This window comes from Chromobacterium sp. CCUG 30098, assembly GCF_059916605.1.
The window spans coordinates 667,036-692,720 of record NZ_JAUCGS010000001.1; the positions used below are offsets into that span (position 1 = coordinate 667,036).

The window sequence follows — 25,685 nt, forward strand, 5'->3', positions numbered from 1 at the left end:
GAGCCGCTCCCGACTCATGGGGGTAAAGACTGGAGACACCGCCATGCTGATCAAGAAACCCGCCGATATTCCCTCGTCGGACATCACGCCGGAAGGCGTGTACCTGAACCGCCGCCACTTCATGCTGGGCAGCGCCGGCCTGCTGCTGTCCGCCGAGACGCTGGCGGCGCTGGCCGCCAAGAAAAGCCCCTTGTCGACGCTGGCCGGCAACGACAAGGCCAATAGCCTGAAAGAGATTGCCGGCTACAATAATTTCTACGAGTTCGGCACCGACAAGTCGGACCCGGCGGCGAATGCCGGCAGCCTGAAAACCCGTCCCTGGAACGTGCTGGTGGACGGCGAGGTGGCCAAGCCGCGCAGCTTCGGCATTGAGCAATTGCTGAAAATGCCGCTGGAGGAGCGCATCTACCGGCTGCGTTGCGTCGAGGGCTGGAGCATGGTGATTCCATGGGTGGGTTTTCCCTTGGCCAGCCTGCTCAAGCAGATGAACCCGACCTCGCGCGCCAAGTACGTGGCCTTCGAAACCCTGCAGCGGCCGGCGGAAATGCCCGGCCAGCGCGGCCGGGTGCTGGACTGGCCCTACCGCGAGGGCCTGCGCATGGACGAAGCGATGCACCCGTTGACCATTTTGGCCGTCGGCCTGTACAACGATGTGCTGCCCAATCAGAACGGCGCGCCGATCCGCCTGGTGGTGCCGTGGAAATACGGCTTCAAGAGCATCAAGTCCATCGTGCGCATCCATTTGCAGGAAACCATGCCGGCCACCAGTTGGAATAGGGCCAATGCGCGCGAGTACGGCTTCTATTCCAATGTGAACCCGGAGGTGGATCACCCGCGCTGGAGCCAGGCCAGCGAGCGCCGCATCGGCGAGTTCTTCAAGCGCAAGACGCTGATGTTCAACGGCTACGCCGAGCAGGTGGCGGGTTTGTACCGCGGCCTGGATCTGCGCAAGAACTATTGATGGGGCGAGGATGACGACATTGCGCCTTAAATCCGCTTCCGCCCGGCCGGCCGATCACGCGTTGGCCTGGTTCAAATGCCTGCTGTTTGCGGTCTGTCTGTTGCCGCTGGCGCGCGCCGCCTGGATTGTGCTGTCCGGCGAGGCGGTGAACCCGGTGGAGTTCATCACTCGTTCCACCGGCACCTGGACCTTGGTGTGGCTGCTGGCGACGCTGGCGATGACGCCCTTGCGGCGTTTGGGGGCTGGCGGCTGGCCGCTCAAGTGCCGGCGCATGCTGGGCTTGTTCGCCTTTTTCTACCTGAGCCTGCATTTCCTGACCTATTTGTGGCTGGACCAGTTCTTCGATTGGGCCGGCATCGTCAGGGACATCTACAAGCGGCCCTTCATCACCGTCGGTTTCGCCGCGCTCTTGCTGATGACGCCGTTGGCGCTGACCTCCACCCAGGGTTGGATGCGCCGGCTCAAGCGCAACTGGGGCCGGCTGCATCGGCTGGTCTATCCGACGGCCTTGCTGGCGGTCATCCATTACTGGTGGTTGGTGAAGAAGGACCTGAGCCAGCCCTTGATCTACGCGGCGGTGTTGGCTGTGCTGCTGGGGCTGCGGCTGTGGTGGCGGCTGCGCCGGCCCGGCGGCGCTTGAGCTGGGACAAATCCCCCCGCACTGGAGCGGCTAAGCGGCGGCTTGGGGTTTGCCAGCCGGCGCTCAAACTTCTACAGTGGCGTTTTGTTTTTCACCGTGAAGATCATGTCCAAGGAGAAAGCCCCGGTCACTCAGGCGATCCGGGTATTGCGCGAGCATCAGGTCGCTTATAGCGAGCATCTGTACAAGTACGAGGAAAAGGGCGGCACCACGGTGTCGGCGCGGGAGTTGGGCGTGGACGAGCACTGTGTGATCAAGACCTTGATCATGGAGGACGAGAACAAGCGGCCCTTGATCGTGCTGATGCACGGGGACCGCGAAGTGGGCACCGGCATGTTGGCCAAGCAGATTGGCGTCAAGAAGGTCCATCCCTGCGATCCCAAGACCGCGGACAAGCACAGCGGCTACCAGGTGGGCGGCACCAGTCCTTTCGGCGCCCGCCATCCGATGCCGGTGTATATGGAGGCCAGTATCGTCGAACTGGAGCGCATCTACATCAACGGCGGCAAGCGCGGTTTTCTGATCGGGATGTCGCCCAAGGACGCGCAGCGGGTGCTGCAGCCGGTTCTGGTCAGCGCCGCGGCTTGAGTTCGGGAAAGTTGCGCTGGTATATGGCTTGCAGGCTGCCGTCGGCCTGCATCGCTTGCAGGGTCTGATCGATTGCGCGCCGTAGTTTGACGATGTTCGGATAAGTGCGCGAGTACATCAGCGACAGCGAGGTGGCCTTGTCCAGCGGCGTGGGAATGTAGGCGAAGTCGCGCTCCTGACCGGCGGCCTGGGTGCGGATCAGGAACAGGCCGCGTTCCAGCGTCAGCGGCGCCAGGTCCAGGTGGCCGGCGCGCAGCAGCCTGATCGCGTTTTCCTCGTCGTTGGTGTTCAGCGTGTTCAGGCGGTATTGCTTGAACAACGGCTGGTACCAATAGCCCAGCTGCACGCCGATGCGGTAGGCGCGCAAGTCGGCCAGGCTGTGAAAGTCGTAGGGGGGATTGGCGAGCCGGGGCTTGTAGTAGAAGAAGTAGCTGCTGCTGTGGATCAGCGGCGGGGAAAAATCGAAACTGAGCGCGCGTTCCGGCGTCGGCCGGTAGGGAAAGGCCGCCGCGGCGCGGCCCGCTTTGACTTCGGCTTCCGCGCGGGGCCAGCTCATATAGTGAAAACGCGCGGTATAGCCGGCGCGTCGGCAGATTTGCCGCACCATGTCGGCGAACACGCCGTCGGCGGTGAAGCTGCGCGACACATAGGGCGGCCACTCGCCGGTGGCGAAGTCTATCGCCGGCGTTTCTGCGCGCGCAGTCGCGGCCAGGCAATAGAGGGCAAGCAGCAGCGAACGCCACATGGCGCGACTCCAGGATCAGGGTGGGAGCATGCTTTGTTATCGCACAGCGCCCACCCCGTCGCCAGCGGGACGGCTACCACCACCAGAACATGAAGCCCCAGGCGGCGTCCACCAGGGCCAGCGCCGCCAGCAAGGGAAGCAAGGCCAGCGCCTGACGCCAGCCGGCACTCCAACGTGCGAGGATGGCGCGTCCCAGCCACAGCGACCACAGATTGGCACCGGCCAGCAAGGCCAGCCGCGCGTCGTTGGCCCAGAACATCGGCACCCCTTCGGCTTTCAACAGCGTCACCGTCAGCGCGGACAGACCCAGGAACACGCCGCAGCCGGCCAGCGGGATCAGGCTCTGAGCCAGGTGGTGCAGGCGTTGCAGCCGCCAGGGGCCGGCGATGCGCACGCCGGCCGCCAGGCAGAGCAGCAGGCCGCTGCCCAGCGCCAGCGCGGTGATCAGCACATAGCTGATCAGCGCCGCGCCGTCCAGCCAGGAGAACACGTCGTTATGCTGCGGGTAGTGGGTCAGCAGCCACCACGGCGCCTCGGTGTCCAGCGGCCACAGGATGTCGCGGTCCACCAGCCATTCCGCCGCCGCCTGCTTCATGGCCACGAACCAGGGGCTCATGGTCCAGTGGAAGGCGCCCATCGCCACGCCCAGAAGGCCGTAGACGATCAGCGCGGTTTGCCAGCCGTCGGCCTCCTTGGCGGCGACTTTGACCACTTCTTCAGTGGGCGAGCGCAGGCTCAGTTCGATGGCGTCGCGATGGCCGCTGCAACGGCCGCACATATGGCAGCCGCTGCCGCCTTGCATATGGCGCAGCGGTTGCAGCGGCGCGCAATCCACCGTCTGTATCGGGATGGTTTTGCCTTGCTGCGAGGCTTTCCAGGCGGCTTCGTCCACCCGGTAGTACATCGGCGCCAGCTTGGACAGCAGGCCGAACACGCCGTTGACCGGGCACAGGTGGCGACACCAGGCGCGTTTGCCGCGGGTGTAGATGAAGCCGACGATCACCGCGGCCACGGTGGAGCCGCCCAGCACCAGCAGCGCGGCCTTGGGGTATTGGTAAACGCTGACCAGTTGGCCGTAGATGGTAGTCAGCGCGAAGGCGACGAAGGGCCAGCCGCCCCAGCGCATCCAGCGCGGGATGGGCCGCCCCAGGCCTTTCTTGGCCGCCCATTCGGACAGCGCGCCTTCCGGGCACAACACGCCGCACCACAGCCGGCCGAAGAGCACCATGGACAAGAGCACGAAGGGCCACCAGATGCCCCAGAACACGAATTGGGCGAAGATGGTCAGATTGTTCCAGATCCGGGCGGTGTCTCCGGGCAGGTCCAGGCAGGCCGGCACGATCAGCAGCGCGGCGTAGACCAGCACCACCCCCCATTGCAGCGCGCGCAGCAGGCCGGCGTGATCGCGCAGCCACAAGCCGACGGCGGCCATGAAACCGGGGGCCGTCGGCTGACTACAGGAAGCGCCGGCGCAAGCGTCGGCGGAATGGGGAAGGGGCGGGCGGGCGGATTTCATACGGCCAGCGTCTGCTTGCGGTTGCGCCACTGGAACAGCGCCCAGATTGTCGCCCAGAACAGCGCGTAGGCGATCAGGCTCATCAGGGCGGGGTGGGCGCGATAGCCGGTGAGCGAGGCGACGACGCCGCCGGCGGGGCTCATATCGTCAAGCAGCGCGGAGCTGTCCCACAGCGGATCGATCAGCGCCGGCAGAATGTCCATCGAGATCAGCTTTTCCACGCCGCTGAGGAAGAGCGAGGCGCCGAGCAGCAGCAGCATGATTTCGGTGATGCGGAAGAACAAGCGCCAGGACAGGTATTTGCCGCCCAGCTGCAAGAGATAGAAGGTCAGGAAGGCCAGGCCCAGGCCGATCAAGGCGGCGAAGCTCATGCTGGCCAGCGTGGAGCCGTCGGCCTCGGCCAGCATGCCGTAGAGGAAGACCACGGTTTCGCTGCCTTCTCGGGCGATGGCGATGGCGGCCAGCAAGGTGACGCCCCACCAGTTGGCGCTGCTGGCGTTCTCGCGGAGGCCGGCCTCCAGTTCTTTCTTCAGCGTGCGGCCATGCTCGCGCATCCACAGCACCATATGTACGATTAGCGCGGCGGCGGTGAACACCATCACCGTCTGGAACACGTCTTGCGCGCCGGCCATCAGGCTGCTGGCGGCGAACAGGGCCACGGCCAGGCCGACGGCGGCGAACAGGCCCAGCGCCACGCCGGCCCACAGATAACGTTTGCCGGCGGCGCCGGCCGGGTTCTGGTTCATCCAGGCATTCAGGATGCCGACGACCAGCAAGGCTTCGACGCTTTCACGCCAAACAATGAATAGGACTTGTCCCATGAGGTGCACTCCTGAATACGGCCTTAAACGGCGGACGGGCCGCGTTTACTTGGCGACGATGACGCCTTGGCCGGTCTTCATGTGAAATTCGTCAAAAAACTTGTACTCGCCGGGGGACAGCGGCTGGAACACCAGAAAGGATTCCGCGCCGGGGCCCAGCACTTTTTCCTTGCGCAGCGGCGTGCTTTCGAATTCGGCCGGCGTTTTGCCGGCGTTGATCACTTCAACCTTGAACTTCTTGCCGGCCGGCACCACCAGGCGGGCGGGCGTGAACACGCCGTCCTTCATCACCAGCTTGAACACCGGCATCTCGTCGGCGAGGACGGACATTGACACTAGGCAGGCCGCGAGGGCGGCCAGGAGCATGCGCGCGAACTTCATCGGAAAGGGTCTCCGGATTGAAAACAGCGCAGGCGAGGGCATGCGCTGTCTTATTTTAACGCATGAGAATGACTGGCGTTTACATTCTCATTCGCATTAATCCTGTTTTTACAAGAACAACGGGATTAATAGCCGCCTTTTTTGCCGATGCCGGCATAAGTGAACTCATAGTTCAGTTCGAAAGGCTTGAACCACGGGCCCACGCCGGTTTCCTTGTCGATGTGACGGCCGAAGTGGGCGTGCTGATTGGCCGACGGCGGCAGGATGGTGTATTTCAGCTTGTATTTGCCCGGGCCTTGCAGCTTGATGTTGTCGCCGTAGTGCGGGCCGTCGTTGGCCACCATCGGCATCAGATCGCCCTTGAGCACTTCCTTGCCGCCGACTTTGCTCAACTCGTACTTGACCACCAGATAGGGCATCCATGCGCCTTCTTCGAAGCCGTTCGGATTGTTCTTGGTGGCGTGGATGTCGGCCTCCAGGTGGATGTCGGACTCCTCGGCCTTGCGCATCATGCCTTCCGGTTCCATCTTGGTCGGCTGCAGGTAGACCGCGCCGATCTCCATGCCGTTTTTCAGGGCCGGCTTGCCGATCGGGTATTCCTTGGCCATGGCGGCGGCGGAAGCGGTCAGTGCTGCGGTGGCGATAGCCAGTTGAACAAAGCGACGCATAGTGTTTCCTTTTGGTTTCAATTGAGTAGGGCACTGCTTGGCCCGAGCGGGCCGCTTGGCGCTTGAAGGCGCCAGCCTGGCGGGTAAGCGCTTTATTTTTGTTTGCTTGGCTTGCCTAAAAATACTAATGCTAATCATTATCGTTTTCAAACGAAAATGTGTTGTCGAATGTAGCAGATGCGACGCCGGGCGGCGCTGGCCATAGGTATGGCATGCGTCGCGGCGTCGCTCAGCGCCCGTCCGTAGTGTTGGCGCGCGTTGACGAGGCGGCCTTGAAAGCGTCGTCAACTCCTTGAGCATTCGGTTTCCTCCGCCGGCTTGGATTCCGGGCGACTCTCAGTCCTGCGCCGCCAGCCGGCTGAGCTGCGCCAGGCTTTCGTCCAGGATCAGCAATTGCAGCATCTGCTCGGCCAGGTGCTCCGCGCCGTCGCGGTAGGCGGCGGCGAAGGCGTCCACCGCGGCGGCGTCCAGCTGGCCGCCGCTCAAGCGGGCCAGGCGCTCGCCCAGGCCGTCCATGCGCGGGGCCAGGCTGGTTTTCAGCCAGCCGGACAGCGGCGGATTGAAGCCGCGCTTCTTGCGCTGGAAGAAGTCCGCCGGCAGCGCCGGGTGGATAGCGCGGCGGAAGATCAGCTTGGCAGGCTGGGTGAAGCGCTGTTTGCCGTCCACCGCCAGCAAAGTCTGATAGAAGCGGTGATCCACCAGTGGGGCGCGGCCCTCCAGGCCGTGGGCCATGGTGCACAGGTCGGACTTTTGCAGAATGTAGTCCGGCAGATAGTTGGCGAAGTCTATCGCCAGCAAATGATGCAGACCGGCCGGCGCATTGGCCGGCGGCGGGCCGATGTCGTCCGGCGCGCGCCAGTGGCAGAGCCGCGACAGCGGCCGATTGCTTTGCAGGAACAGGCGCTGGCCGGGGGTGAAGCCGGAAAAACGCAGCGAATAGGCGTCTTGCCAACTCATCGCCAACTCGGTGGCGAGTTTGCCGGCGCCTTTGCCGTCCAGCGACGGTTTGATCGCCAGCGGCAGCTTGATCAGGCTGCGCCAGCGGGTGCGCAAATGCTTGTTGATCCGCTTGTAGCCGGCCAGCAGTTCATCGCCGCCGTCGCCCACCAGCACCACTTTGACGTGGCGGCTGACTTCGCGCGACAGATACCAGGTGGGGAAGCTGGACGGATCGGCGAAGGGTTGGTCGAGGTCGGCGACGATGCGTTCGAAGTCGGCCGCCAGATTGTCCGGCATCTGCACCGCCAGGTTGGCGAGGCCCATTCTGCGCGCGGAATCGGCGGCGTCGGCGGCCTCGTCCAGCTTGGAGCCGGGGAAGGCGGCGGTGAAGCTGCTGAATTGCGTCAGTTGCTGCGTGGCCAGCCGGCTGGCGATCACGGTGGAGTCTATGCCGCCGGACAAGAGCACGCCCAGCGGGCGGTCGGCGACGGTGCGCATCGCCACCGCGCGGTCCAGTTCCTGAAGCCAGTCGCCGCCGTCCTTGGCCGGCTGCCAGTAGCGCAGTTTGCGTAAGGAACGGGTATCCAGATCGAACTCCAGCCGGTGGCCGTTCTCCAGACGCTGGATATGGCTGAACAAGGTGGCGGGCGCCGGAATGTAGCGGTGAGCCAGATAGGCGTCGATGGCGTCGGCGGAGAAGCCTCGTCGCTGCGGCGGCAGGAAGGGCAGCACCGAGCGCACCAGCGAGCCGAAGGCGAAATCGCCGTCCAGCAGCGAATAGACCAGCGGCTTCTCGCCCATCCGGTCGCGCGCCAGATGCACTTTGCGCTGTTTCAAATCCAGGATGGCGAAGGCGAACATGCCGCGCAGCCGCTGCAGCAGGGTTTCAATGCCCCAGGCCTGGTAGCCGCGCAGAATGAACTCGGTATCGGAGTGGGTGGCGAAGCGCGCGCCGCCGGCTTCCAGTTCGGCCTTGTCGGCGGCCCAGTCGTAGACTTCGCCGTTGTAGCAGATCCAGACCTGGCCGTCGTCGCTGGCCATGGGCTGATTGGCGATGGGCCGCGGGTCGATGATGGACAGCCGCGCGTGCAGCAGCGCGTTGTGGATGTCGCCGTCCGCCGCAGGCTGCCAGTCCGCGTTCAGCAATAATTGATTGGCGGCGTCGGGTCCGCGCCGGCCCAGCTCCGTCAACATGGCCTGGGCGGTGGCCGCGGCGGCGGGGCGTTGAGAGAAGAAGCCGGCGATTCCACACATGATTTTCTGTCCGAATGGGCAACGCGCCCGGCAAGCCGCCGAGCGCTCGGACGGCGCCGCAGGCGCGTTGGAAAAATTGAATGGCGGAAGTATCCGGGCAGGGCGGCGCCAGTGTCAAACCTTGTCGCCGCGCAGATCCGGCAATAGGGCGGCCACCAGGCCCAGCAGCGGCAGGAAGGCGCACAAGCGATAGACGAATTCGATGCCGTGGCTGTCGGCCAGCTGGCCCAGCACCGCGGCCCCTATGCCGCCGATGCCGAAGGCGAAGCCGTAGAACATGCCGGACACCATGCCCACCCGGCCCGGCAACAGTTCCTGCGCGTAAATGATGATGGCGGGAAAGGCGGAGGCCAGCACAAAGCCTATGCCCAGCGACAGCACGCTGGTCCAGAACAGATTGACGTAGGGCAGTATCAGGGTCAGCGGCGCGATGCCGAGGATGGAGAACCAGATCACCCGCTTGCGGCCGATGGCGTCGCCTATCGGCCCGCCGAAGATGGTGCCCAGCGCGACCGCGAGCAGGAACAGGAATAAATGCAGCTGCGCGGCTTGCACGCCCAGGCCGAAATGCTGAATCAGATAGAAGGTGAAGTAGCTGGTGATGCTGGCGGTGTAGAAGTATTTGGAGAACAGCAGCACCAGCAAGGCGAACAGCGTCAGCTTCACGCGCGCCGGCGACAGCGGCGGCGGCGTAACGGCGGCGGCGGCTTTGGCCTTGCGCTGCTGATGGCTGTACCACTGGCCGATCTTGAACAAGACCGCCATCGCCAGCAAGGCGGCGAGACCGAACCAGGCGATGCTGCCCTGGCCCAGGGGGATGACGATCAAGGCCGCCAGCAGCGGCCCGCTGGCGCTGCCGGCGTTGCCGCCCACCTGAAAGATGGATTGCGCCAGACCGGGACGGCCGCCGGAGGCCATGCGCGCCACCCGCGACGATTCCGGATGGAACACCGAGGAGCCGGTGCCCACCAGCGCCGCGGCCAGCAGCAATAGCGGGAAGCTGCCGGCGCTGGACAGCAGCAGCAGGCCGCACAGGGTGGCGCCCATGCCCAGCACCAGCGAATACGGCATCGGCTTCTTGTCGGTATAGAGCCCGACCAGCGGCTGCAGCAGCGAGGCGGTGCACTGATAGGTCAAGGTCATCAGGCCGATCTCGGCGAAGCTGAGCTGGTAATTGCCCTTGAGCAGCGGGTAGATCGCCAGCAGCAGCGATTGCAGCATGTCGTTGAGAAAATGGGAGAAACTGATGGCGCCCAGCACGCGGAAACGGGTGCTGTCTTGATCTGGCGCGGAGGCGGCGGCGGTAGTCATGGGCTTGAGAATCATTCAGCTAGTGGGTGAAGTCATACTAGCGAGCAAAGCAACGCCCGTCCTGCGAAAATAGGGCAGGCATCTTTGCAAAAGAGGCGTTATGACGGATTTTGATCATTTGCATGACTACGACGGCGGCGCGGCGCCGGTGGTGGGCAAGGCGCGCGATTACGCGGCCGGCGGCGTATCTCCGCGGCACGCCCATCCCACCGCCCAACTGTTGTACGCGGTGGAGGGCGTGATGATGGTCACCACCGATCAGGGGCGCTGGATCGTGCCGCCGACGCGCGGCATCTGGCTGCCCATCGCCACCTGGCATCAGGTGAACATGCTGAGCCGGGTGCGGATGCGCACGGTGTACGTGCGCGGCGACGCCTTGAACGGCTTGCCTGAGACGTGCTGCGTGCTGGCGGTGTCGCCCTTGTTGCGCGAGCTGATCCAGGCGGCGACCGGCATTGCCGTGCCTTATCCGCCGGATAGCCGCGCGGAGCGGGTGATGGGCTTGATTCTGGATGAGATCCGCAGCCTGCCCAGCCTGGCTTTGTCCCTGCCGCAGCCGGCGTCGCCGGCGCTGGACCAGCTGTGCCGGCAACTGCTCGGTCAGCCCGGCGACGCGCGCGGCGTCGCCGAGTGGGCGGCGCAGGCGGCGATGGACCCGCGCACTTTGCAGCGCCGTTTTCAGCGCGAGACCGGGCTCAGCTTCGGACAGTGGCGGCGGCAGGCGCGGCTGATCGCGGCCTTGGAACGTCTGGCGCGCGGCGCCAGCGTGCTGGAGGTGGCGCTGGATCTGGGCTACGCCAGTCCCAGCGCCTTCGCGACAATGTTCAAGCGCGAGCTGGGCGCGTCGCCCAGCGCTTTCTTCGATGCGCCGGAGGTTTAAATCGGAGCGGCCAGCTTCAGCGCCATCTCCGCCAGCCGGCGGCCCTGGGCCAGCGCCAGTTGTTTTTCATCGTCGCTGATCGGCTGCTCATTGCGCACGCCGGCGACATGGCTGACGCCGTAGGGGGTGCCGCCGCTGCGGGTCTGGGTCAGCGCGGTTTCGGTATAGGGCAGACCCACCATCACCATGCCGTGGTGCAGCAAGGGCACCATCATGGTCAGCAGCGTGGATTCCTGGCCGCCGTGCAGCGAGGCGCTGCTGGTGAACACGCAGGCGGGCTTGCCGGCCAGCGCGCCCTGCATCCATTCCGGGCTGGTGCCGTCCAGGAAATATTTCACCGCCGCCGCCATATTGCCGAAGCGGGTGGGGCTGCCCAGCGCCAGACCGATGCACTCGGCGAGGTCCGCGGCTTCGACATAGGGCGCGCCGGACTCGGGGACGGCTGCCTCGGTGGCCTCGCAGACCGCGGACACCTTGGGCACGGTGCGCAGCCGGGCCTGGCAGCCGGGCACGCTCTCTATGCCGCGGGCGATCAGGCGGGCCAGTTCGCGGGTGGCGCCGTGCTGGCTGTAATAGAGCACCAAGAGGTCTTGCATGGGTTTGGAATCTTCCGTCTGAGGTCAAAAAAACGATAAGGCGCGCGCCGTTGCGCGAGCCGGTGCATGATAAAGCAAGTCTTCGCGGCTTGCCTGATCCGCGCTTTGCCATTATTTTGCCGGGATGCAAATGAGTCGAATCGAACCGTATCTGGGCTTCGCCCGCTTTCTGGCCCGGCGCATGGGCAGCCATCGCGTCGCGCAAGTGTCCGGCAGCCTGACCTTCACCACGCTGCTGGCGCTGGTGCCCTTGTTCACCATCGCTTTGACGGTGATTTCCGCGTTTCCGGTGTTCTCCGATCTGAGCACCCGTTTCAAGATCATGCTGCTGTCCACGCTGGTGCCGGAGTTTGCCGGCAAGGTGATCACCGTCTACATGCGCCAGTTCGCCGACAATGCGGAAAAGCTGACCGCCGCCGGCATCGTGATGCTGGGCGTGACCGCGCTGATGCTGATGTCCACCATAGACCGGACTTTCAACGCCATCTGGGGCGTGCGCCGCGGGCGGCCGCTGTTGCAGCAGAGCATGGTGTACTGGACGGTGCTGACCCTGGGGCCGCTGGTGCTGGGCGGCAGCTTGCTGGCCTGGCGCAGCCTGTTCAAGATCAGCAAGTTCGACCACGCGCTGCCGGTGTTGGCCAATGTGGTCGAGGCCGGCGGCTCCATCCTGCTGACCGCTTTGGTGTTGTCCTTGTTGTACCGCATCGTGCCCAATCGCTTCGTGCCGATCAAGCACGCCAGCGTCGGCGCCTTGCTGACCGCGATCCTGCTGGAGGCCACCCGCGCCTTGTTCGGCTTCTACATTGGCCAGGTGGCCAATTATCAGCTGGTCTACGGCGCTTTCGCCAGCATCCCCATCTTCCTGCTGTGGGTGTATTGCTTGTGGATGGTGGTGCTCAGCGGCGCGGTGTTCACCGCCTCGCTGTCCTATTGGGAAGGCGACGCCTGGCGGCGGCGCTTCGAGCCCAGGCGGCGCTTTCTCGACGCGGTGGAAGTGCTGCTGTTGCTGGACGAGGCGCAGAACCGCGGCGAATTGTTGAGCCCGGTGAAATTGCGCAGCCAGGTGAAGGTGGGCTACGACGAGCTGGGCTGGGTGCTGGACATGTTGAGCTCCCGCGGCTTTGTGCAGAAAAGCCAGCGCGACGGCTGGGTGCTGGGCAAGAAGTTGTCGGCCATCTGCATGGTGGAGCTGTTCGAACTATTCGTCTATCGCAGCGACAACTACCGCGACGACGATGTCGGCGCCGGGGTGGAAAGCCTGCTGGGGCCGATGACGGCCGAGCTTCAGTCGGTGACGCTGGAGGACTTCGCCCGCCGCGTCGGCCGGAAATAATCGCGATTATCGTAAAAGGCCGGGTCTTCGTTGTCCGGCCACCAGCCGGGAATGCCCAACAGCGGCAGCGGCCACAGCGCGCGCGGCGCCGGCATGAAGGCGTCGTCGTCCAGCCGGCGCGCCAGCGCCTCGTCCAAGTGCGCCAGACGGCGCGCCTCTTCCCAAGCAAAGAATTCCGCCGGCACCTGCAGTGGCAAGGCTTTGCCGCACCAGCCGATATGCGGCCGCAGGCCGACTTCGAACAGCGCGTGGCCGATGGCGTGGACGCCGATGCGCCGGCCCCAGTCCTGGCGATGTTTCAGAAACAGGCGCTGCCACTCCATATCGTCCAGCATCCGGCTGAAGTCGGGATCGGCGACGGCGACGACGATGCCGCATTCGTCCAATAGCGTGGCGGCGTCGCGCAGTGGTCCGCGCTTGGTTTCGCCGCGGGCGATGGCGCGCAGGTGGCGGCGGTTCAGCGCCAGCTTGCTCAGCGGCCAGGCAAGCCAGGCCAGCGCGTTGAACCAGTCGTGCCAATTGCCGGTGCGCGTGGGAATCTCGCCGGTATGGCCGATATGCATCTCGTAATAGGCTTCCGGCTCCAGATCGCAGGCGAAGCGCAGCTCGGGCGGCAGCGCGTCCGGGCGCTGCCGGCGATAGCGTCGCAGCAACTGGTCGTAATCCGCCTGCTCCGGCCAGGAGGCGGGGGCGATCAGCGCGGCGGCGTCGCGGACGGGCAGATACAGCGGATGGGAGAGGTAATCGGTTTGCCAGGCGCTCACGGTGGACATCTTGGGAGAGAGATTCAAGCCGGCATTTTAGCGCAATAGCAGCAATTCCTCGCCGCTGATGCAGTTGCGGCCGTTGTGTTTGGCCTGGTACAGCTGTTTGTCCGCGCGGCCCAATACTTCGTCGATGTCGGTCTCGTCGGCGCGCAGCACGGCGACGCCGATGCTGACCGTGTATTGCAGAGGGCCGGCCTCGCCGCCCGGCAGGCGGGCCTCCGCCACGACGCGGCGCAGGCGTTCCGCCGCCAGCAGCGCGTCTTCCATCCGCGTGTCAGGCAGCACCGCGGCGAACTCCTCGCCGCCCAGGCGGCCGCAGATGTCGGTGCTGCGCAACACATTGCGGCAGCTTTGGGCAAAGTGGACGATCACCTCGTCGCCCTTGGCGTGGCCGTAACGGTCGTTGATGTTCTTGAAGTGGTCCAGGTCCATCATCAACACGGTCAAGGACAATTGGTAACGCCGGTTGCGCTCGATCTCGCGGCTGGACAGCGCAATGAACTGGCGGCGGTTGCACAGGCCGGTCAGCTCGTCCAGTGTGGCGAGCTGATAGAGCTTTTTCTCGTGGGCGTCGCGTTGCAGCGCGATGGCGATCAGGTGGGTGCTGCGCTGCGCCAGCTGCAGTTCTTCCGGCTCGGGCTGGCGCGGCTCAGGATGGTAGATGGCGAAGGCGCCGAGCAGGCGGCGGTCGCTGGAGAAGATGGGGGTGGACCAGCAGGCGCTGAGGCCGAAGGGCGCCACCCGCTCGCGGTAGCCGGCCCACAGCGGGCTGCTGGCGATGTCTTCGACGATGACCAGGCTTTTACGGTGGACGGCGGTGCCGCAGGAGCCGGCCTCCGGGCCCACCGGCACCTGTTCCAGCAGCTTGCGATAACCGGCCGGCAGGCTTTGGCCGGCGGCCAGCCTCAGCGTTTCCCCCGCAGGGTCCAGCAGCATGATGGAGCAGACGCCGCGATTCAGCTGCGACTCCATCATCCGACAGATCTGATTCAAGGTGTCTTGCAGCGGCGCATTGCCGGCGATCATCTCCATCACCGCGTTTTCCTCCGCCAGCAAACGTTCGCTCTGGCGGCTGTGAGTGATTTCCCGCTTCACCGCCAAAATGCTGCGGAGTTCGCCGCCCAGTCCGAATTCGGGAAACAGCCTCACTTCGAAAATGCAGCGCCGAGGGCCAAGGCTCAGCTCCAGCTCGAAGCGGCGCGCCTCGCCGCCGGCGATCAGTTGTTCGCACTCCTCGGCGAAGCGCGCGCGCGCGGCTTCTGGCCAGGCTTTGTCGTGGACGCTGCGGCCGAGGTGTTCCTCGCGCGTCAGCGTCGAATAGCGGCTGACGCTGCGGTTGATGAATTGGCAGCGCAGCTCCAGGTCGTAGCGGGCGATGACGTCTTCCGAGTTCTCCACCAAGGTGCGGAATTCCTGTTCGCGCCGCAGCATCGCGGACTCGGCCAGCTTGCGCGCGGTGACGATCTGGCACAGCGCGTGGATATGGCTGATGCGGCCCGTCTCGTCCTTGTGGAACTGGGTGCGTTGCTCCAGCCATTCCCAGTGGCCGTGGGCGTGACGCACGCGGAACTCCATGCCGCTGGCGCTTTCCTGCCTTTGCTCCGGATGGCTGAGCAGGGCGGTGAACAGCGAACGGTCCTCCGGGTGCAACAGTTCCAGCCAGCGCGAGAACGCCAGGCGTTCGGCGTCGGCCGGCAGGCCCAGCAGGGCGTGCAGGGTTTGCGGCGCGCCGCGCACCGCTTGGCCGGCCAGGTCGAATTCCAGCAAGCCCAGCCGCGCGTCCTGCAGCGCCAGCCGCCAGCCGCCCCAATCGCCGCCGGGGCCGTGAATGGCGGGCGGCGGCTGCAGGCGCAGCAAGAGATGCCCGGGGAGCGGGCAGGGCAGCGGAAAAGCCAGCAAATCGGCGTGGGCCGCCAGCAGGCCGTCGCGATGGCCGGGATGAGTCGGGTCCAGCAGCAAAGCGAGATCGTGCGGGCTGAAGCCGTAGCCGCTCAGGCCGCCGTCCTGGCGCGTGGGCGCGGGCGCATGGCCGGAGACGGCGAGCAGGCGGCCGGCGGCGTCGCACAGCGCCAGCGCTTGCCGGCTGTCGCTGACCTGGCGGCGGAGCGCGCTCAGTTGCCGCCGGCGCCGCCAGAGCGGCAGGCCCAACAACGCCAGCATGGGGACGAGCAAGGGCCAGCCGGCGAGCCAGTCCGAGGCCGCGGCGTGCGCGTAGTCGGCCCCGAACAGGCATAGCGAGCCCGCGGTGGCGAACAGGCGGCGACGCGGGCTGGCCCGGCGGCGTAAGGCTGGGTTCAAACAGATCTCCGGAGGCGCGATGGCGCGCAAAGCTGCCATGATGGCACCAGGCGCAAAACAGGGCGCTTTTCGTAATATTGATAGCATTCGCCAGCGTCGTTTTTATGCAACAAATGCAGTATGCTGCAAACATTGTTGCGGAGCTGGCCATATGGATTACTTCCCGATCTTCCTTAAATTGCAAGGCGCTTCCTGTTTGCTGGTGGGCGGCGGCGAGGTGGCGCTGCGCAAGGCGAGGCTTTTGCTGTCCGCCGGCGCGGAGCTGACGGTGGCGGCGCCGGAGTTGACGCCGGAGCTGGCCGAGATGGCGCGGCAGGGGCAGTTGACGCATTTGAGCGCCTGTTTCGAGCCGGCCCAAGTACGGGGCCGGCGCCTGGTGGTGGCCGCCACTAACGACCGCGAGATCAACCGCCAAGTGTCGATGTCCTGCCAGGCCTTGAATATACCGGTCAATGTGGTGGACGACCCGGAATTGTCCAGCTACATCACCCCGGCCATCGTGGATCGTTCCCCCCTGCTGATCGCCGTCTCCTCCGGCGGCGGCGTGCCAGTGTTGGCGCGCTTGATTCGCGGCCGGCTGGAAAGCCTGATTCCCAGCGGCTTCGGCCGTCTGGCGCGCTTTGCCGCCGGGTTTCGCGACCGGGTCAAGGCCGGCATTCCCGACGTCGAGCGGCGGCGGGTGTTTTGGGAGTCGGTGCTGGAAGGGCCGCTGGCCGAGGCGGTGATCAACGGCGACGAAGCCGCCGCCGAGCAGGCGATGGAGCGACGCTTGGAGAACGCCGACGCGCAGACGGCGCAGGGTGCGGTCTATCTGGTGGGCGCGGGGCCGGGCAATCCGGATTTGCTGACCTTCCGCGCGTTGCGCTTGATGCAGCAGGCCGACGTGGTCTTGCACGACAATCTGGTGGCGCCGGAACTGCTGGAACTGGTGCGGCGCGACGCCGAGCGCATTTACGTGGGCAAGGCCAGGGCCAACCATGCGTTGCCGCAAGGCGACATCAATCTTTTGATGGTAGAACTGGCGCAACAAGGCAAGCGGGTGCTGCGGCTCAAGGGCGGCGATCCGTTCACCTTCGGCCGCGGCGGCGAGGAGATCGAGACGCTGGCGGCGCACGGCGTCGCCTTCGAAGTGGTGCCCGGCATCACCTCCGCCAGCGGGGCGGCGGCGTACGCCGGCATCCCGCTGACTCATCGCGACTACGCGCAGTCGGTGACCTTCGTCACCGGCCACAAGCAGGATGGCAGCATTCACCTTGACTGGCCGGCGTTGACTCGGCCGGCCCAGACCGTAGTAGTCTACATGGGGGTTTCCACCGCCCAGGAGTTGTGCCGGGCCTTCATCGAACACGGCAAGCCGGCGACGACGCCGGCCGCCGCGGTGGAGTGGGCCACCACCGAGCGTCAGCGCACGGTGGCGGGCACGCTGGAAGACCTGCCGGAACTGATGTCCAAACATCATATCGCGTCGCCCGCCCTGATCATCGTCGGCGAGGTGGTGGGCTTGGCGGATAAGCTGGGCTGGTACCGGAGCCGGGTGTGCTGACGTTTTTTTGCCGTTGCGCTGGCCGAGAAAAGCGCGCTATACAAGGCGGAGGGCCGCGGTTTAAAGCTGACGCCGGCCGCCTCTGGCGGAATACTGCTGATACAATGGCGGACTGACGTGTTGATCAACCTTTTTGCTTCAGCGTCCCGGCTCTGCGCCGACGACGCTGCCAACATGAAGAATCAGGCATGGTAGGTGTATTGATAATCGCGCATGGCGACCTGGGGCGCAGTCTGGCGGATTGCGCCAGGCATATCCTGGGCCGAGAGCCGGAAAATCTGGCGGTGATGGCGGTCGACAAGACCGATGACCCGGAAAGCAAGCAAGCCGAAGCCCAGTTGTTGGTGGACAGGCTGGACGCGGGCGACGGGGTGGTGATCCTGACCGATATGTATGGCGGCACGCCGTCCAATATCGCCAGCCGGCTGATCCGGCCGGGGCGGGTGGAGGCGGTGGCCGGGGCGAGCCTGCCCATGGTGGTCCGAGCCTTGTGCTATAGCAGCCAGCCGTTGGAGATCGTCGTCAGCAAGGCGATCACCGGCGGCCTGGAGGGCGTGCTTTATATTATTCCGGGGGAAGGCAATGCTGCGAATTGAAGTCGAAATCATCAACAAGCTCGGCCTGCATGCACGCGCTTCCAGCAAGTTCACCCAATTGGCCAGCCGCTATAAAAGCGATATCTTCATCGCGCGCAACAATCGCCGGGTCAACGGCAAGAGCATCATGGGCGTGATGATGCTGGCGGCGGCCAAGGGCGCGACCGTGGAACTGGAAGTGAGCGGGGAGGATGAGCAAGTGGCGTTGGACGCCCTGGTGGCCCTGATCAACAACCGGTTCGACGAGGCCGAATAAGCCGGAGTCTGAGGATGGGACGATGAGCATCATCCTGCACGGGGTGGCCATAGGCGGCGGCATTGCCATTGGCCGCGCCCATTTGATTTCGCGCAGCATGGACGATGTCGCGCATTATCTGCTGGACGACGAGGAAGTCCCGGCGGAATTGGCGCGTTTCGACGAAGCGATTCGCGACACCCGCAAAGAGCTGGAAATGCTGTGGGGCAGCATTCCTGAGAACGCGCCGGCGGAGTTGGGCGCCTTCCTGTCTTTGCACATCATGCTGTTGGGCGACGTCACCATCTCGCGCGAGCCGCGCGAAATCATAGAGAAACAGCGTTGCAACGCCGAGTGGGCGTTGAAGCTGCAATGCGAGTCCTTGGTCGAGCAATTCGACGCGATCGAGGAAGACTATCTGCGCGAACGCAAGAACGATGTGCTGCAAGTGGTGGAGCGCATCTTCAAGAACCTGGACGGCGACGTGCCGCAGCTGCCGGCGCCGGAGGATCTGGTCGACGACCACATTCTGGTGGCGCACGATCTGTCGCCGGCCGACATGGTTTATTTCAAGGATTCCAACTTCGCCGCCTTCATCACCGACGTGGGCGGCGCCACTTCGCATACCGCGATTCTGGGGCGCAGCCTGGACCTGCCGTCGGTGATCGCCCTGCATCATTCGCGCGAACTGATCCGCGAAGACGAACTGATCGTCGTCGACGGTTTGCAAGGCGTGGTGATCATCAATCCGGACGATTTGGTGCTGGCGGAGTATCGACGCCGGCTGCGCGCCTGGCGCGACGCAAGGCGCAAGCTGTCGTCCATCCGCAAATCCAACGCCAAGACCCAGGACGGCACCGCGATCGAACTGCTGGCCAATATCGAGCTGCCGCAGGACGTGGAAGACGTGCGCAAGTCCGGCGCGGTGGGCGTGGGCCTGTTCCGCAGCGAATTCCTGTTTCTGGGGCGCGACACCTTGCCGGACGAGGACGAGCAGTACGAGGCCTACCGGCACGTGGCGGAAACCCTGAAGGGTTTGCCGGTGACCATACGCACCATGGATCTGGGCGCGGACAAGAATCCGAAATGGCTGAACCACGCGGTGGCGGACAATCCGGCGCTGGGCCTGACCGGCATCCGTCTATGCCTGGCCGAGCCGCTGATGTTCCGCGCGCAGCTGCGGGCGCTGCTGCGCGCCTCGGTGCACGGCAAGATCAAGGTTCTGTTCCCCATGGTCAATTCCTTGCCGGAGCTGAAGCAGGCGCTGGCGCAGTTCGAATACGCGAAGCAGGAGCTGCGCGAGGAAAACATCGCCTACGCCGAGGACATCGAAGTGGGCGCGATGATTGAAATCCCGTCGGCGGCGCTGGTGGTGGGCAGCTTTCTCAAGCACATCGATTTTCTCTCGGTGGGCACCAACGATTTGATCCAGTACACGCTGGCGATCGACCGCAACGACGACTCGGTCAGTCATCTGTACGACCCCATCCATCCGGCGGTGCTGAAACTGATCCTGCACACCATCAAGGCCGGCATCAAGGGCGGGGTGCCGGTGTCGGTGTGCGGCGAGATGGCCGGCGACGCCCGGCTGACGCGTTTGCTGCTGGGCATGGGCCTGCGCAAGTTCTCCATGCATCCGGCCAACCTGCTGGCGGTCAAGCAACAGGTGCTCAATACCCACCTGGATCAGATCGCGCCGATTACGGCGCGCATGCTTAGAAGCGAAGACCCTGATAAAATCGCCGATCTTTTGCAACAATTGAATGCCGAGCCGGGTGTCTGATCCGGCTTTTTCCTTTCTTATGCTGAACGATCCCATCGACCTGAACGCCGTGCGGCGGGTGCTGGTCATCAAGCTGCGCCACCACGGCGACGTGCTGCTGACTTCGCCGCTGTTTTCCGCGCTGCAACAGCAAGCGCCGCATCTGGAGATCGATGCGCTGGTCTACCACGACACCCGGGAAATGCTGAGTCTTCACCCGGCTATTGCGCAACTGCACACCATAGACCGCAACTGGAAAAAACTGGGGCCGCTGGGCCAGTGTCGCGCCGAGCTGGGCTTGCTGAGCCGTTTGCGCGCTCGCGGTTATGATCTTGTGATCACGCTGACCGAGCATAATCGCGGGGCCTGGCTGGCGCGCCTGCTCGCGCCGCGCTGGTCGGTGGGGCCGCAAGGCCCTTACGGGCGCTTCTTCAAAAAGAGCTTCACCCACCGCTATCTGCAGGTGCCGGGCAACCGCCGCCACACCATTGAAATCCATTTGGACGCTTTGAGGCGGATCGGCGTTTATCCGAATGAAAGCCAGCGTGAGCTGGTGTTGGTGCCGGGGCACAACGCCGAGGCCACGCTGACGGCCAAGTTGGCCGAGCGCGGACTGCGGCCCGGCGCCTACATCCTGGTGCACCCGACCTCACGCTGGTCGTTCAAGAGCTGGCCGGCGGAAAAAATGAGCGCCTTGATCGACGCCTTGAGCGCGCGTGGCGAGCAACTGGTGCTGTCGGCCGCGCCGGGCGCGGAAGAAATGGCGATGATCGCCGACATCGAAGCGCGGCTGGAACGGCCGGTGGCCAGCCTGGCCGGCGCGCTGAGCTTGAAGGAGTTGGCGGCGGCGATAGACCAGGCGCGTTTGTACATCGGCGTGGATTCGGTGCCCATGCATATCGCCTCGGCGATGAAAACGCCGTGCGTGGCCTTGTTCGGCCCGTCGGGGGATGTCGAATGGGGGCCGTGGCAGGTGCCGCACCGCGTGGTGTCCGAGCCCATGCCCTGTCGCCCCTGCGGCAACGCCGGTTGCGGCGGAGGCTGGCAAAGCGAATGCCTGCAGCGCATCGATGTGGACACAGTGCTGGCGGCGGTGGATGCGGTCTTGAAGGAAAGCGCATGAAGCGGCTGGCGATTATCCGGCAGAAGTACAATCCGGCGGGCGGCGCGGAACGCATCGTCAGCGCCATCGTCAAGCAATTGCAGACCGGCGGGGAGTTCCGTCCGCTATTGATCAGCCGCAATTGGGAGAGCCTGCCGGGCGTGGAAACGCTGCGGGTCAGGCCGTTTTATCTGGGCAGCGTCTGGCGCGACTGGAGCTTCGCCCGCGCCGCGCGCGCCGCGTGGACGCAGGCCGGCGCCGATCTGGTGCAATCGCACGAGCGCATTCCCGGCTGCCATGTGTTCCGCGCCGGCGACGGCGTGCACGCGGCCTGGCTGGACGCGCGGCTGGAAGGCCGGCCCTGGTGGCGGCGGCTGAGCACCTTTTGCAATCCTTACCACCATTTCATGCTGCGCACCGAGCGCGCGATGTTCCGGCATCCGGCCTTGCGCGCGGTGATTTGCAATTCGACCTTGGTGCGCGACGACGTGGTCGGCCGTTTCGGCGTGGATCCGAAGCGCTGCGCGGTGATCCACAACGGCGTGGACAGCGGGTTTTTCAATCCGGCGGCGGCGCGCGAGCAGAGGGCGGCGCTGCGCGAGCGTTACGGCATTCCGCCGGAGGCGCCGACGCTGGTCTACGTGGGGTCCGGTTTCGAGCGCAAGGGCGTGGCGCAGGCGCTGCGCGCCGTCGCGCCGCACGCCGCCGTGCATCTGGTGGTGGTGGGCGGAGACAAGAAGCTGGCGCGCTATCAGCGGCTGGCGGCCCGGCTGGGTTTGTCCGAGCGCGTACACTTCACCGGTCCGCAGCGCGATGTGCGCAGCCATTACGGGCTGGCGGACGGCTTCATCCTGCCGACGCTGTACGAGCCGTTTGGGTCGGTGGTGATTGAAGCGATGGCCTGCGGTTTGCCGGTGCTGACCAGCACGCGTTGCGGTGGCGCGGAGCTGCTGGAGCCGGGCGTCACCGGCTGGTTGGCCGCGGCGGGAGACGCCGCCGCCTGGCAAGACAATGTGGCGGCCTGGCTGGCCGCGCGCGCGGACTGGCCGCGTAGCGGCGAGCTTGCGCGCGCGCGGGTGGCGGGTTTGAGCGAGGGCGCTATGGTGGCGCAGATGCTGGCTTTGTACCGGGAGCTGTCGCTTGGCGACGGCGAAGGCGGGGCCGGAGAATGAGGCCGGGACGCTTTCCCGGACGCTTGCTGATTTTCACGGCGCTGTTGCTGAGGCTGCCCTGGCAATGGCTGCGCCGCAAGCCGGATCCCGAGCGCACGCGCCGGGTATTGATCCTGCATCAGTTTCTGCTGGGCGACGCCTTGATGGCGACCAGTCTGTTGGCCAAGGCGCGCGAGCGTTTTCCCAAGGCGGAGATCGTGCTGGCCTGTCCGCCGGGACAAGCGCCGCTGTATGCGTCGCGGCCGTACGGCATTCGGCCGCTGCCCTGGCAGCCGCGCGACTTCGCCTCGATTCGGCGCTTGTTCGCCGAAGCGCGCTTCGATATCGCTTACATGATGGGCGAAAACCGGCTCAGCTTTCTCGCCCGCGCGATAGGCGCCCGCTGGATCGTGGGCTTTGCCGGCGAAACGCCGCGCTATAAAAACTGGCTGCTGGACGAGGCGGTGGCGTACGCCGGGCAGCCGGAAGCCTGGACCGATACCGCCGCGCGCTTGATCGACGGACCCGAGCCCCAGCCGTTTCGTTTGCGGGATTGGCCGGTCGCGGCTGAAGGGCTGCCGCCCTTGCCGCCGCGTTTCGTCGTACTGCACGTGGGCGCGAGTTCGGCGACCCGCTTCTGGCCCGCGGCCAGTTGGAATCAGGTCGCGGCCACAGCTCGGGCTTGCCGTTGCGTGGTGTTGTGGTCGTGCGGGCCGGGGGAGCAGCATCTGCTATCGGCCGTCGAGCTGGGGCCGGACGATATCGTCATGGCCGGCACGCTGAGCCTGGCGCAATTGCGCGCCGTCTTGAGCCGCGCTCGCGCCTGCGTGTGTCCGGACACCGGCATCGCGCATCTGGCCAAAGTGGCGGGCTCGCCCTTGCTGATGTTGTTCGGGCCGGGCAGCGAGACCTTGTTCGGCGCGAGCCGGTTTTTCGCCGGCTTCACCTGCGTCGGCGTCGGCCCGGCGTGGTTTCCTTGCCGCAATCAGCGCAGCGTGCATTATCGCGATGTCGATTGGGCCTTGCGTTGTTTCAGAAAATTTGGCGATCAGGCCGGCGAATGCCGCCAGGCGCAGTGTATGGCGGCGCTGCCTGCCGGGCAGGTAGCCGAAACTTTGGAAAAACTTCTGCATGAATGATCATCTGAGCATAGAGCCGCGCTGGCATAGCCGTTTGGCTATCGGCCTGTCCTTGTTGTTTCTGACCTTGGCCAGCGTGTCTCATACGATTGCGCTGCGTTATGTGATCCTGTTGTTGATGCTGGTTCTGGTGGCGAAAGACTATCCCGAACTCAAACGCCACTGGCGCGAGCAGCGCGGGCCTGTCGCGGCCATCGGCGCGTTCCTGTTGTTCGCCTTGCTGCATAGCGTGTCGCTCTCGATGTGGCCGGAAGCCTCCGTAGGCGAGTTCCGCAGCCAGTTATTGATGGGAGGCTTGTGGTTTGTGGCCGGCCTGGCTTTGTTCCGCCCCCCTCGGCGCTGGATGATTTCCGACTTGGTCATTTTCGCTGGTTGTATCTTGGCTTTGGTGGAGTTCGCCCATGGCGCTTACGTCTATCTGACTGCCGGGCAGTGGCCGTATATGGAGGTTTTTACCACGGCCACCAAGCTTGAATTCACCTTCTTTATGAATTTTGTGCTGGCGTTTATCGTCGCGGCGTATTGTTTGGGGCGGGGCGCCAGACGAAAGATTACTCAGATCCCCAACTGGGGGCTGTGTTGCGCGGCGGTTTTGATCCTGTTTGTTAGCCTGAAGGCTGGGGCGCGCAATGGGATGATCGGTCTTGTCTATCTGATGCTGTCGATGCTGCTTGTCTATACGGTGTTTGAAGGCGTCAAGATTGGTTGGAGTAAGGCTTTGGCGATTGGGGCGCTGGTGGTGGTCGCTGCCAGTAGCATTACGATTTACACTGTGCGACAAGACAGCCGCAATCAGATCTTCTTTGAGTCCGCCTCTGCAGGTTGGCACTATGCCGATACTAAAGCCTGGTTACGGATGGAGCCTCAGCCCAAGTTGTCAAATGGCATGCCGGTTGATGGTTCCGCCTATGAGAGGGTGGCCTGGATTCACAGCGGCCTGGACCTCATCGCAGCCAAGCCCATGGGTTATGGCTATAGCCGCAACGCCTTCACCAATGCACTGACGGCGACGGGGCATCCCAATCAGGTGGGCCACAGCCACAGCGGCTTCATCGACCTTGGCGTGGGCCTGGGCGTGATCGGCGTCGCGCTGTGGCTGGCGTTTTGCGGCGTGCTGATCTGGACCGGCTATCGGGCCTTCCGTCTGCGTCGCGACACCTTGGGTCTGGTCTTGATGTTGGTAACCTGCGGCTTTCTCGGACGCATGTTGCTGGAAAGCGTGAACAAGGATCATATGCTGCATCTCTTCTTGTTCACCGCCGCCGCCTTGCTGGCGGAGTTGAGACAGCGGGAGAAAGGCGCCGCGCATGCGTGATTGGGTGTTGTTCACCGAGTCTTCCCCCAATGTTGGCGGGCAGGAACTGCAGTTGATGCAGCAGATGCGCCTGCTGGGAGAGCGCGGTTTTCGTACGGTGCTGGCCTGCCGGCCGCAGACGCGAGTGATGGAGGTGGCTTGTCAGCGCGGGCTGGAGGTGCTGCCGCTGCGCTTTCGCAACAGCCTCCACATGCCATCCATCTTGGCCTTGAGCGCTTGGATGCGCCGTCATCGTCCGCGGCTGGCCATTTGCCACAGTGGCCACGACAGCAATAATCTGGCCATTGCAGCGCGGCTAATGGGGCGCGGCCGGCCCTTTCTGCTGCGCTCGCGCACTTATCAGCCGGGTCAGGCGTCGGCCTGGAGCTATAACCAGCTGATGGACGCGACCATGTTGCCCAGCGCCTATCTGAAGCGTTGTTTGCTGGAGAATCCGGCCATCCGCCCTGAAAAGCTGCATGTGGTCTATCCCGGCATCGATTTCTCCGCCTTGGATCAGGCCGCCGCGCAGCCCTTGCCGGCGGAGCTGGAGCAATGGCTGTCCCGTTCTTCCGGCCCTCTGCTGGTGCAGGCGGCGATGTTGCGCGGCGAGAAGGGACACAGGACGGTGTTGGCGGCCTTGGACTTGCTGAGAGACAAGTGGCCGGACGCGCGTTATCTGATTGCCGGAGAAGGGCCGGAGCAGCAGGCGATCGCCGGGCTGGCGCGGCAGTTGGGTTTGCAGGATAGAGTGTTGTTGGTCGGCGTGGTGAGTCCGGTGGCCGCCTTGTTGGCGCGCGCCGACCTGGTGTTGATGCCGTCCAGCTACGAGCCGCTGGGCATGTCGCAGATCGAGGCGCTGGGCTTGGGCGTACCGGTGATCGCCAGCGACACCGGCGGCATTCCCGAGACCATGCGCAATGGCGAAACCGGCGTGTTGGCGCCGCCGGAGGACAGCGCCGCCTGGGCCGCGGCGATCGACCAGGCGCTGAGCCGGCCGGAGATGATGAAAGCCTGGGCGCAAGCCGGGCGCGTCGATGTGCGCTCCCGCTTCGCGCCGGAGCGGAACGTGCGGCGGATCCTGGAACTCAGCGGCCTGGATGCGCCGGGGATTTGACGCTCGGATTGATGACCGCCCGCGGACGCGGGCGTTGGATGATAGGAA

24 protein-coding genes are annotated in these 25,685 nt (G+C 64.9%); 14 read left to right on the forward strand and 10 right to left on the reverse strand.

The annotated features are described in order from the left end of the window. Positions 1-43: 43 nt before the first annotated feature. From msrP to ybaK, 3 genes are all read left to right on the forward strand, one after another. A complete protein-coding gene (msrP, locus tag QUG03_RS03175) occupies positions 44-961 on the forward strand; it encodes a protein-methionine-sulfoxide reductase catalytic subunit MsrP (RefSeq protein ID WP_253314199.1) in 918 nt (305 codons plus the stop codon). A gap of 10 nt (positions 962-971) precedes the next feature. Further along, entirely contained in the window at positions 972-1,601 is a 630-nt protein-coding gene (gene msrQ / locus QUG03_RS03180; RefSeq protein WP_500819333.1) for a protein-methionine-sulfoxide reductase heme-binding subunit MsrQ, read from the forward strand. Between the two features lie 105 nt (positions 1,602-1,706). Continuing rightward, a complete protein-coding gene (ybaK, locus tag QUG03_RS03185) occupies positions 1,707-2,189 on the forward strand; it encodes a Cys-tRNA(Pro) deacylase (RefSeq protein WP_107801986.1) in 483 nt (160 codons plus the stop codon). On the opposite strand, the gene QUG03_RS03190 is transcribed toward ybaK, so the two are convergent. From QUG03_RS03190 to QUG03_RS03220, 7 genes are all read right to left on the reverse strand, one after another. Next, the gene (locus QUG03_RS03190) at positions 2,173-2,934 is read right to left on the reverse strand and encodes a substrate-binding periplasmic protein (RefSeq protein WP_253314201.1); all 762 of its coding nucleotides are present in this window, start codon (positions 2,932-2,934) and stop codon (positions 2,173-2,175) included. The two genes, ybaK and QUG03_RS03190, sit on opposite strands and share 17 nt — an antisense overlap. Positions 2,935-3,007: 73 nt before the next feature. Next, entirely contained in the window at positions 3,008-4,450 is a 1,443-nt protein-coding gene (locus QUG03_RS03195) for a 4Fe-4S binding protein (protein WP_253314202.1), read from the reverse strand. Then, positions 4,447-5,271: an FTR1 family iron permease gene (locus QUG03_RS03200; RefSeq protein WP_107800743.1), complete on the reverse strand. Its 825-nt coding sequence runs from the start codon at positions 5,269-5,271 to the stop codon at positions 4,447-4,449. Before QUG03_RS03200 ends, QUG03_RS03195 begins: the two co-directional genes overlap by 4 nt. A 45-nt stretch (positions 5,272-5,316) precedes the next feature. Then, positions 5,317-5,694, reverse strand: coding sequence for a cupredoxin domain-containing protein (locus QUG03_RS03205; protein ID WP_488876654.1), 378 nt, complete (start codon positions 5,692-5,694; stop codon positions 5,317-5,319). An 83-nt stretch (positions 5,695-5,777) separates the two neighbouring features. Beyond that, entirely contained in the window at positions 5,778-6,320 is a 543-nt protein-coding gene (locus QUG03_RS03210; RefSeq protein WP_019100457.1) for an iron transporter, read from the reverse strand. Positions 6,321-6,656: 336 nt separating this feature from the next. Continuing rightward, positions 6,657-8,513 carry an asparagine synthase (glutamine-hydrolyzing) gene (gene asnB, locus QUG03_RS03215; protein ID WP_500819334.1) on the reverse strand — a complete coding sequence of 619 codons (1,857 nt, stop codon included), beginning with the start codon at positions 8,511-8,513 and terminating at the stop codon, positions 6,657-6,659. Positions 8,514-8,627: 114 nt separating this feature from the next. Next, positions 8,628-9,824: an MFS transporter gene (locus QUG03_RS03220; protein WP_305883548.1), complete on the reverse strand. Its 1,197-nt coding sequence runs from the start codon at positions 9,822-9,824 to the stop codon at positions 8,628-8,630. 100 nt (positions 9,825-9,924) lie between these two features. Between QUG03_RS03220 and QUG03_RS03225 the strand changes: the two genes are divergently transcribed. Further along, positions 9,925-10,704: an AraC family transcriptional regulator gene (locus QUG03_RS03225; protein ID WP_227105284.1), complete on the forward strand. Its 780-nt coding sequence runs from the start codon at positions 9,925-9,927 to the stop codon at positions 10,702-10,704. On the opposite strand, the gene wrbA is transcribed toward QUG03_RS03225, so the two are convergent. Next, positions 10,701-11,300 carry an NAD(P)H:quinone oxidoreductase gene (gene wrbA, locus QUG03_RS03230; protein ID WP_235086219.1) on the reverse strand — a complete coding sequence of 200 codons (600 nt, stop codon included), beginning with the start codon at positions 11,298-11,300 and terminating at the stop codon, positions 10,701-10,703. The two genes, QUG03_RS03225 and wrbA, sit on opposite strands and share 4 nt — an antisense overlap. A 130-nt stretch (positions 11,301-11,430) precedes the next feature. On the opposite strand from wrbA, the gene QUG03_RS03235 reads away from it, so the two are divergent. Beyond that, positions 11,431-12,633 carry a YihY family inner membrane protein gene (locus tag QUG03_RS03235; RefSeq protein ID WP_082158910.1) on the forward strand — a complete coding sequence of 401 codons (1,203 nt, stop codon included), beginning with the start codon at positions 11,431-11,433 and terminating at the stop codon, positions 12,631-12,633. Here the strand turns inward: QUG03_RS03235 and QUG03_RS03240 are convergent. Beyond that, on the reverse strand, positions 12,585-13,406 hold the full coding sequence (locus QUG03_RS03240; RefSeq protein ID WP_500819335.1) for a DUF3025 domain-containing protein: 822 nt from the start codon (positions 13,404-13,406) through the stop codon (positions 12,585-12,587). The genes QUG03_RS03235 and QUG03_RS03240 overlap by 49 nt on opposite strands. A gap of 27 nt (positions 13,407-13,433) precedes the next feature. Next, positions 13,434-15,698: a sensor domain-containing diguanylate cyclase gene (locus QUG03_RS03245; protein WP_500819336.1), complete on the reverse strand. Its 2,265-nt coding sequence runs from the start codon at positions 15,696-15,698 to the stop codon at positions 13,434-13,436. A 151-nt stretch (positions 15,699-15,849) separates the two neighbouring features. Here QUG03_RS03245 and cysG point away from each other — a divergent pair, with 151 nt between their 5' ends. The 9 genes from cysG to QUG03_RS03290 all read left to right on the forward strand — a co-directional run bounded on the left by cysG (position 15,850) and on the right by QUG03_RS03290 (position 25,637). After that, positions 15,850-17,241, forward strand: coding sequence for a siroheme synthase CysG (gene cysG / locus QUG03_RS03250; RefSeq protein ID WP_227105279.1), 1,392 nt, complete (start codon positions 15,850-15,852; stop codon positions 17,239-17,241). A gap of 200 nt (positions 17,242-17,441) precedes the next feature. Beyond that, complete coding sequence (locus tag QUG03_RS03255; protein WP_253314210.1) at positions 17,442-17,837, forward strand: PTS sugar transporter subunit IIA; 396 nt, start codon at positions 17,442-17,444, stop codon at positions 17,835-17,837. After that, positions 17,824-18,093: an HPr family phosphocarrier protein gene (locus QUG03_RS03260; RefSeq protein ID WP_019100446.1), complete on the forward strand. Its 270-nt coding sequence runs from the start codon at positions 17,824-17,826 to the stop codon at positions 18,091-18,093. The genes QUG03_RS03255 and QUG03_RS03260 overlap by 14 nt, the downstream gene beginning before the upstream one ends. 22 nt (positions 18,094-18,115) lie before the next feature. Next, positions 18,116-19,855: a phosphoenolpyruvate--protein phosphotransferase gene (gene ptsP / locus QUG03_RS03265; protein ID WP_107800734.1), complete on the forward strand. Its 1,740-nt coding sequence runs from the start codon at positions 18,116-18,118 to the stop codon at positions 19,853-19,855. Positions 19,856-19,874: 19 nt separating this feature from the next. Beyond that, positions 19,875-20,957 (forward strand): putative lipopolysaccharide heptosyltransferase III, encoded by a 1,083-nt coding sequence (gene rfaQ, locus QUG03_RS03270; protein WP_500819337.1) that lies wholly within the window; start codon positions 19,875-19,877, stop codon positions 20,955-20,957. Further along, positions 20,954-22,108, forward strand: a complete 1,155-nt coding sequence (locus tag QUG03_RS03275; RefSeq protein WP_500819338.1) for a glycosyltransferase family 4 protein — start codon at positions 20,954-20,956, stop codon at positions 22,106-22,108. The genes rfaQ and QUG03_RS03275 overlap by 4 nt, the downstream gene beginning before the upstream one ends. Beyond that, positions 22,105-23,226, forward strand: coding sequence for a glycosyltransferase family 9 protein (locus tag QUG03_RS03280; RefSeq protein ID WP_500819339.1), 1,122 nt, complete (start codon positions 22,105-22,107; stop codon positions 23,224-23,226). The genes QUG03_RS03275 and QUG03_RS03280 overlap by 4 nt, the downstream gene beginning before the upstream one ends. Next, positions 23,219-24,541 carry an O-antigen ligase family protein gene (locus QUG03_RS03285; protein ID WP_500819340.1) on the forward strand — a complete coding sequence of 441 codons (1,323 nt, stop codon included), beginning with the start codon at positions 23,219-23,221 and terminating at the stop codon, positions 24,539-24,541. The genes QUG03_RS03280 and QUG03_RS03285 overlap by 8 nt, the downstream gene beginning before the upstream one ends. Beyond that, a complete protein-coding gene (locus tag QUG03_RS03290; protein ID WP_500819341.1) occupies positions 24,534-25,637 on the forward strand; it encodes a glycosyltransferase family 4 protein in 1,104 nt (367 codons plus the stop codon). Before QUG03_RS03285 ends, QUG03_RS03290 begins: the two co-directional genes overlap by 8 nt. Positions 25,638-25,685: the final 48 nt, after the last annotated feature.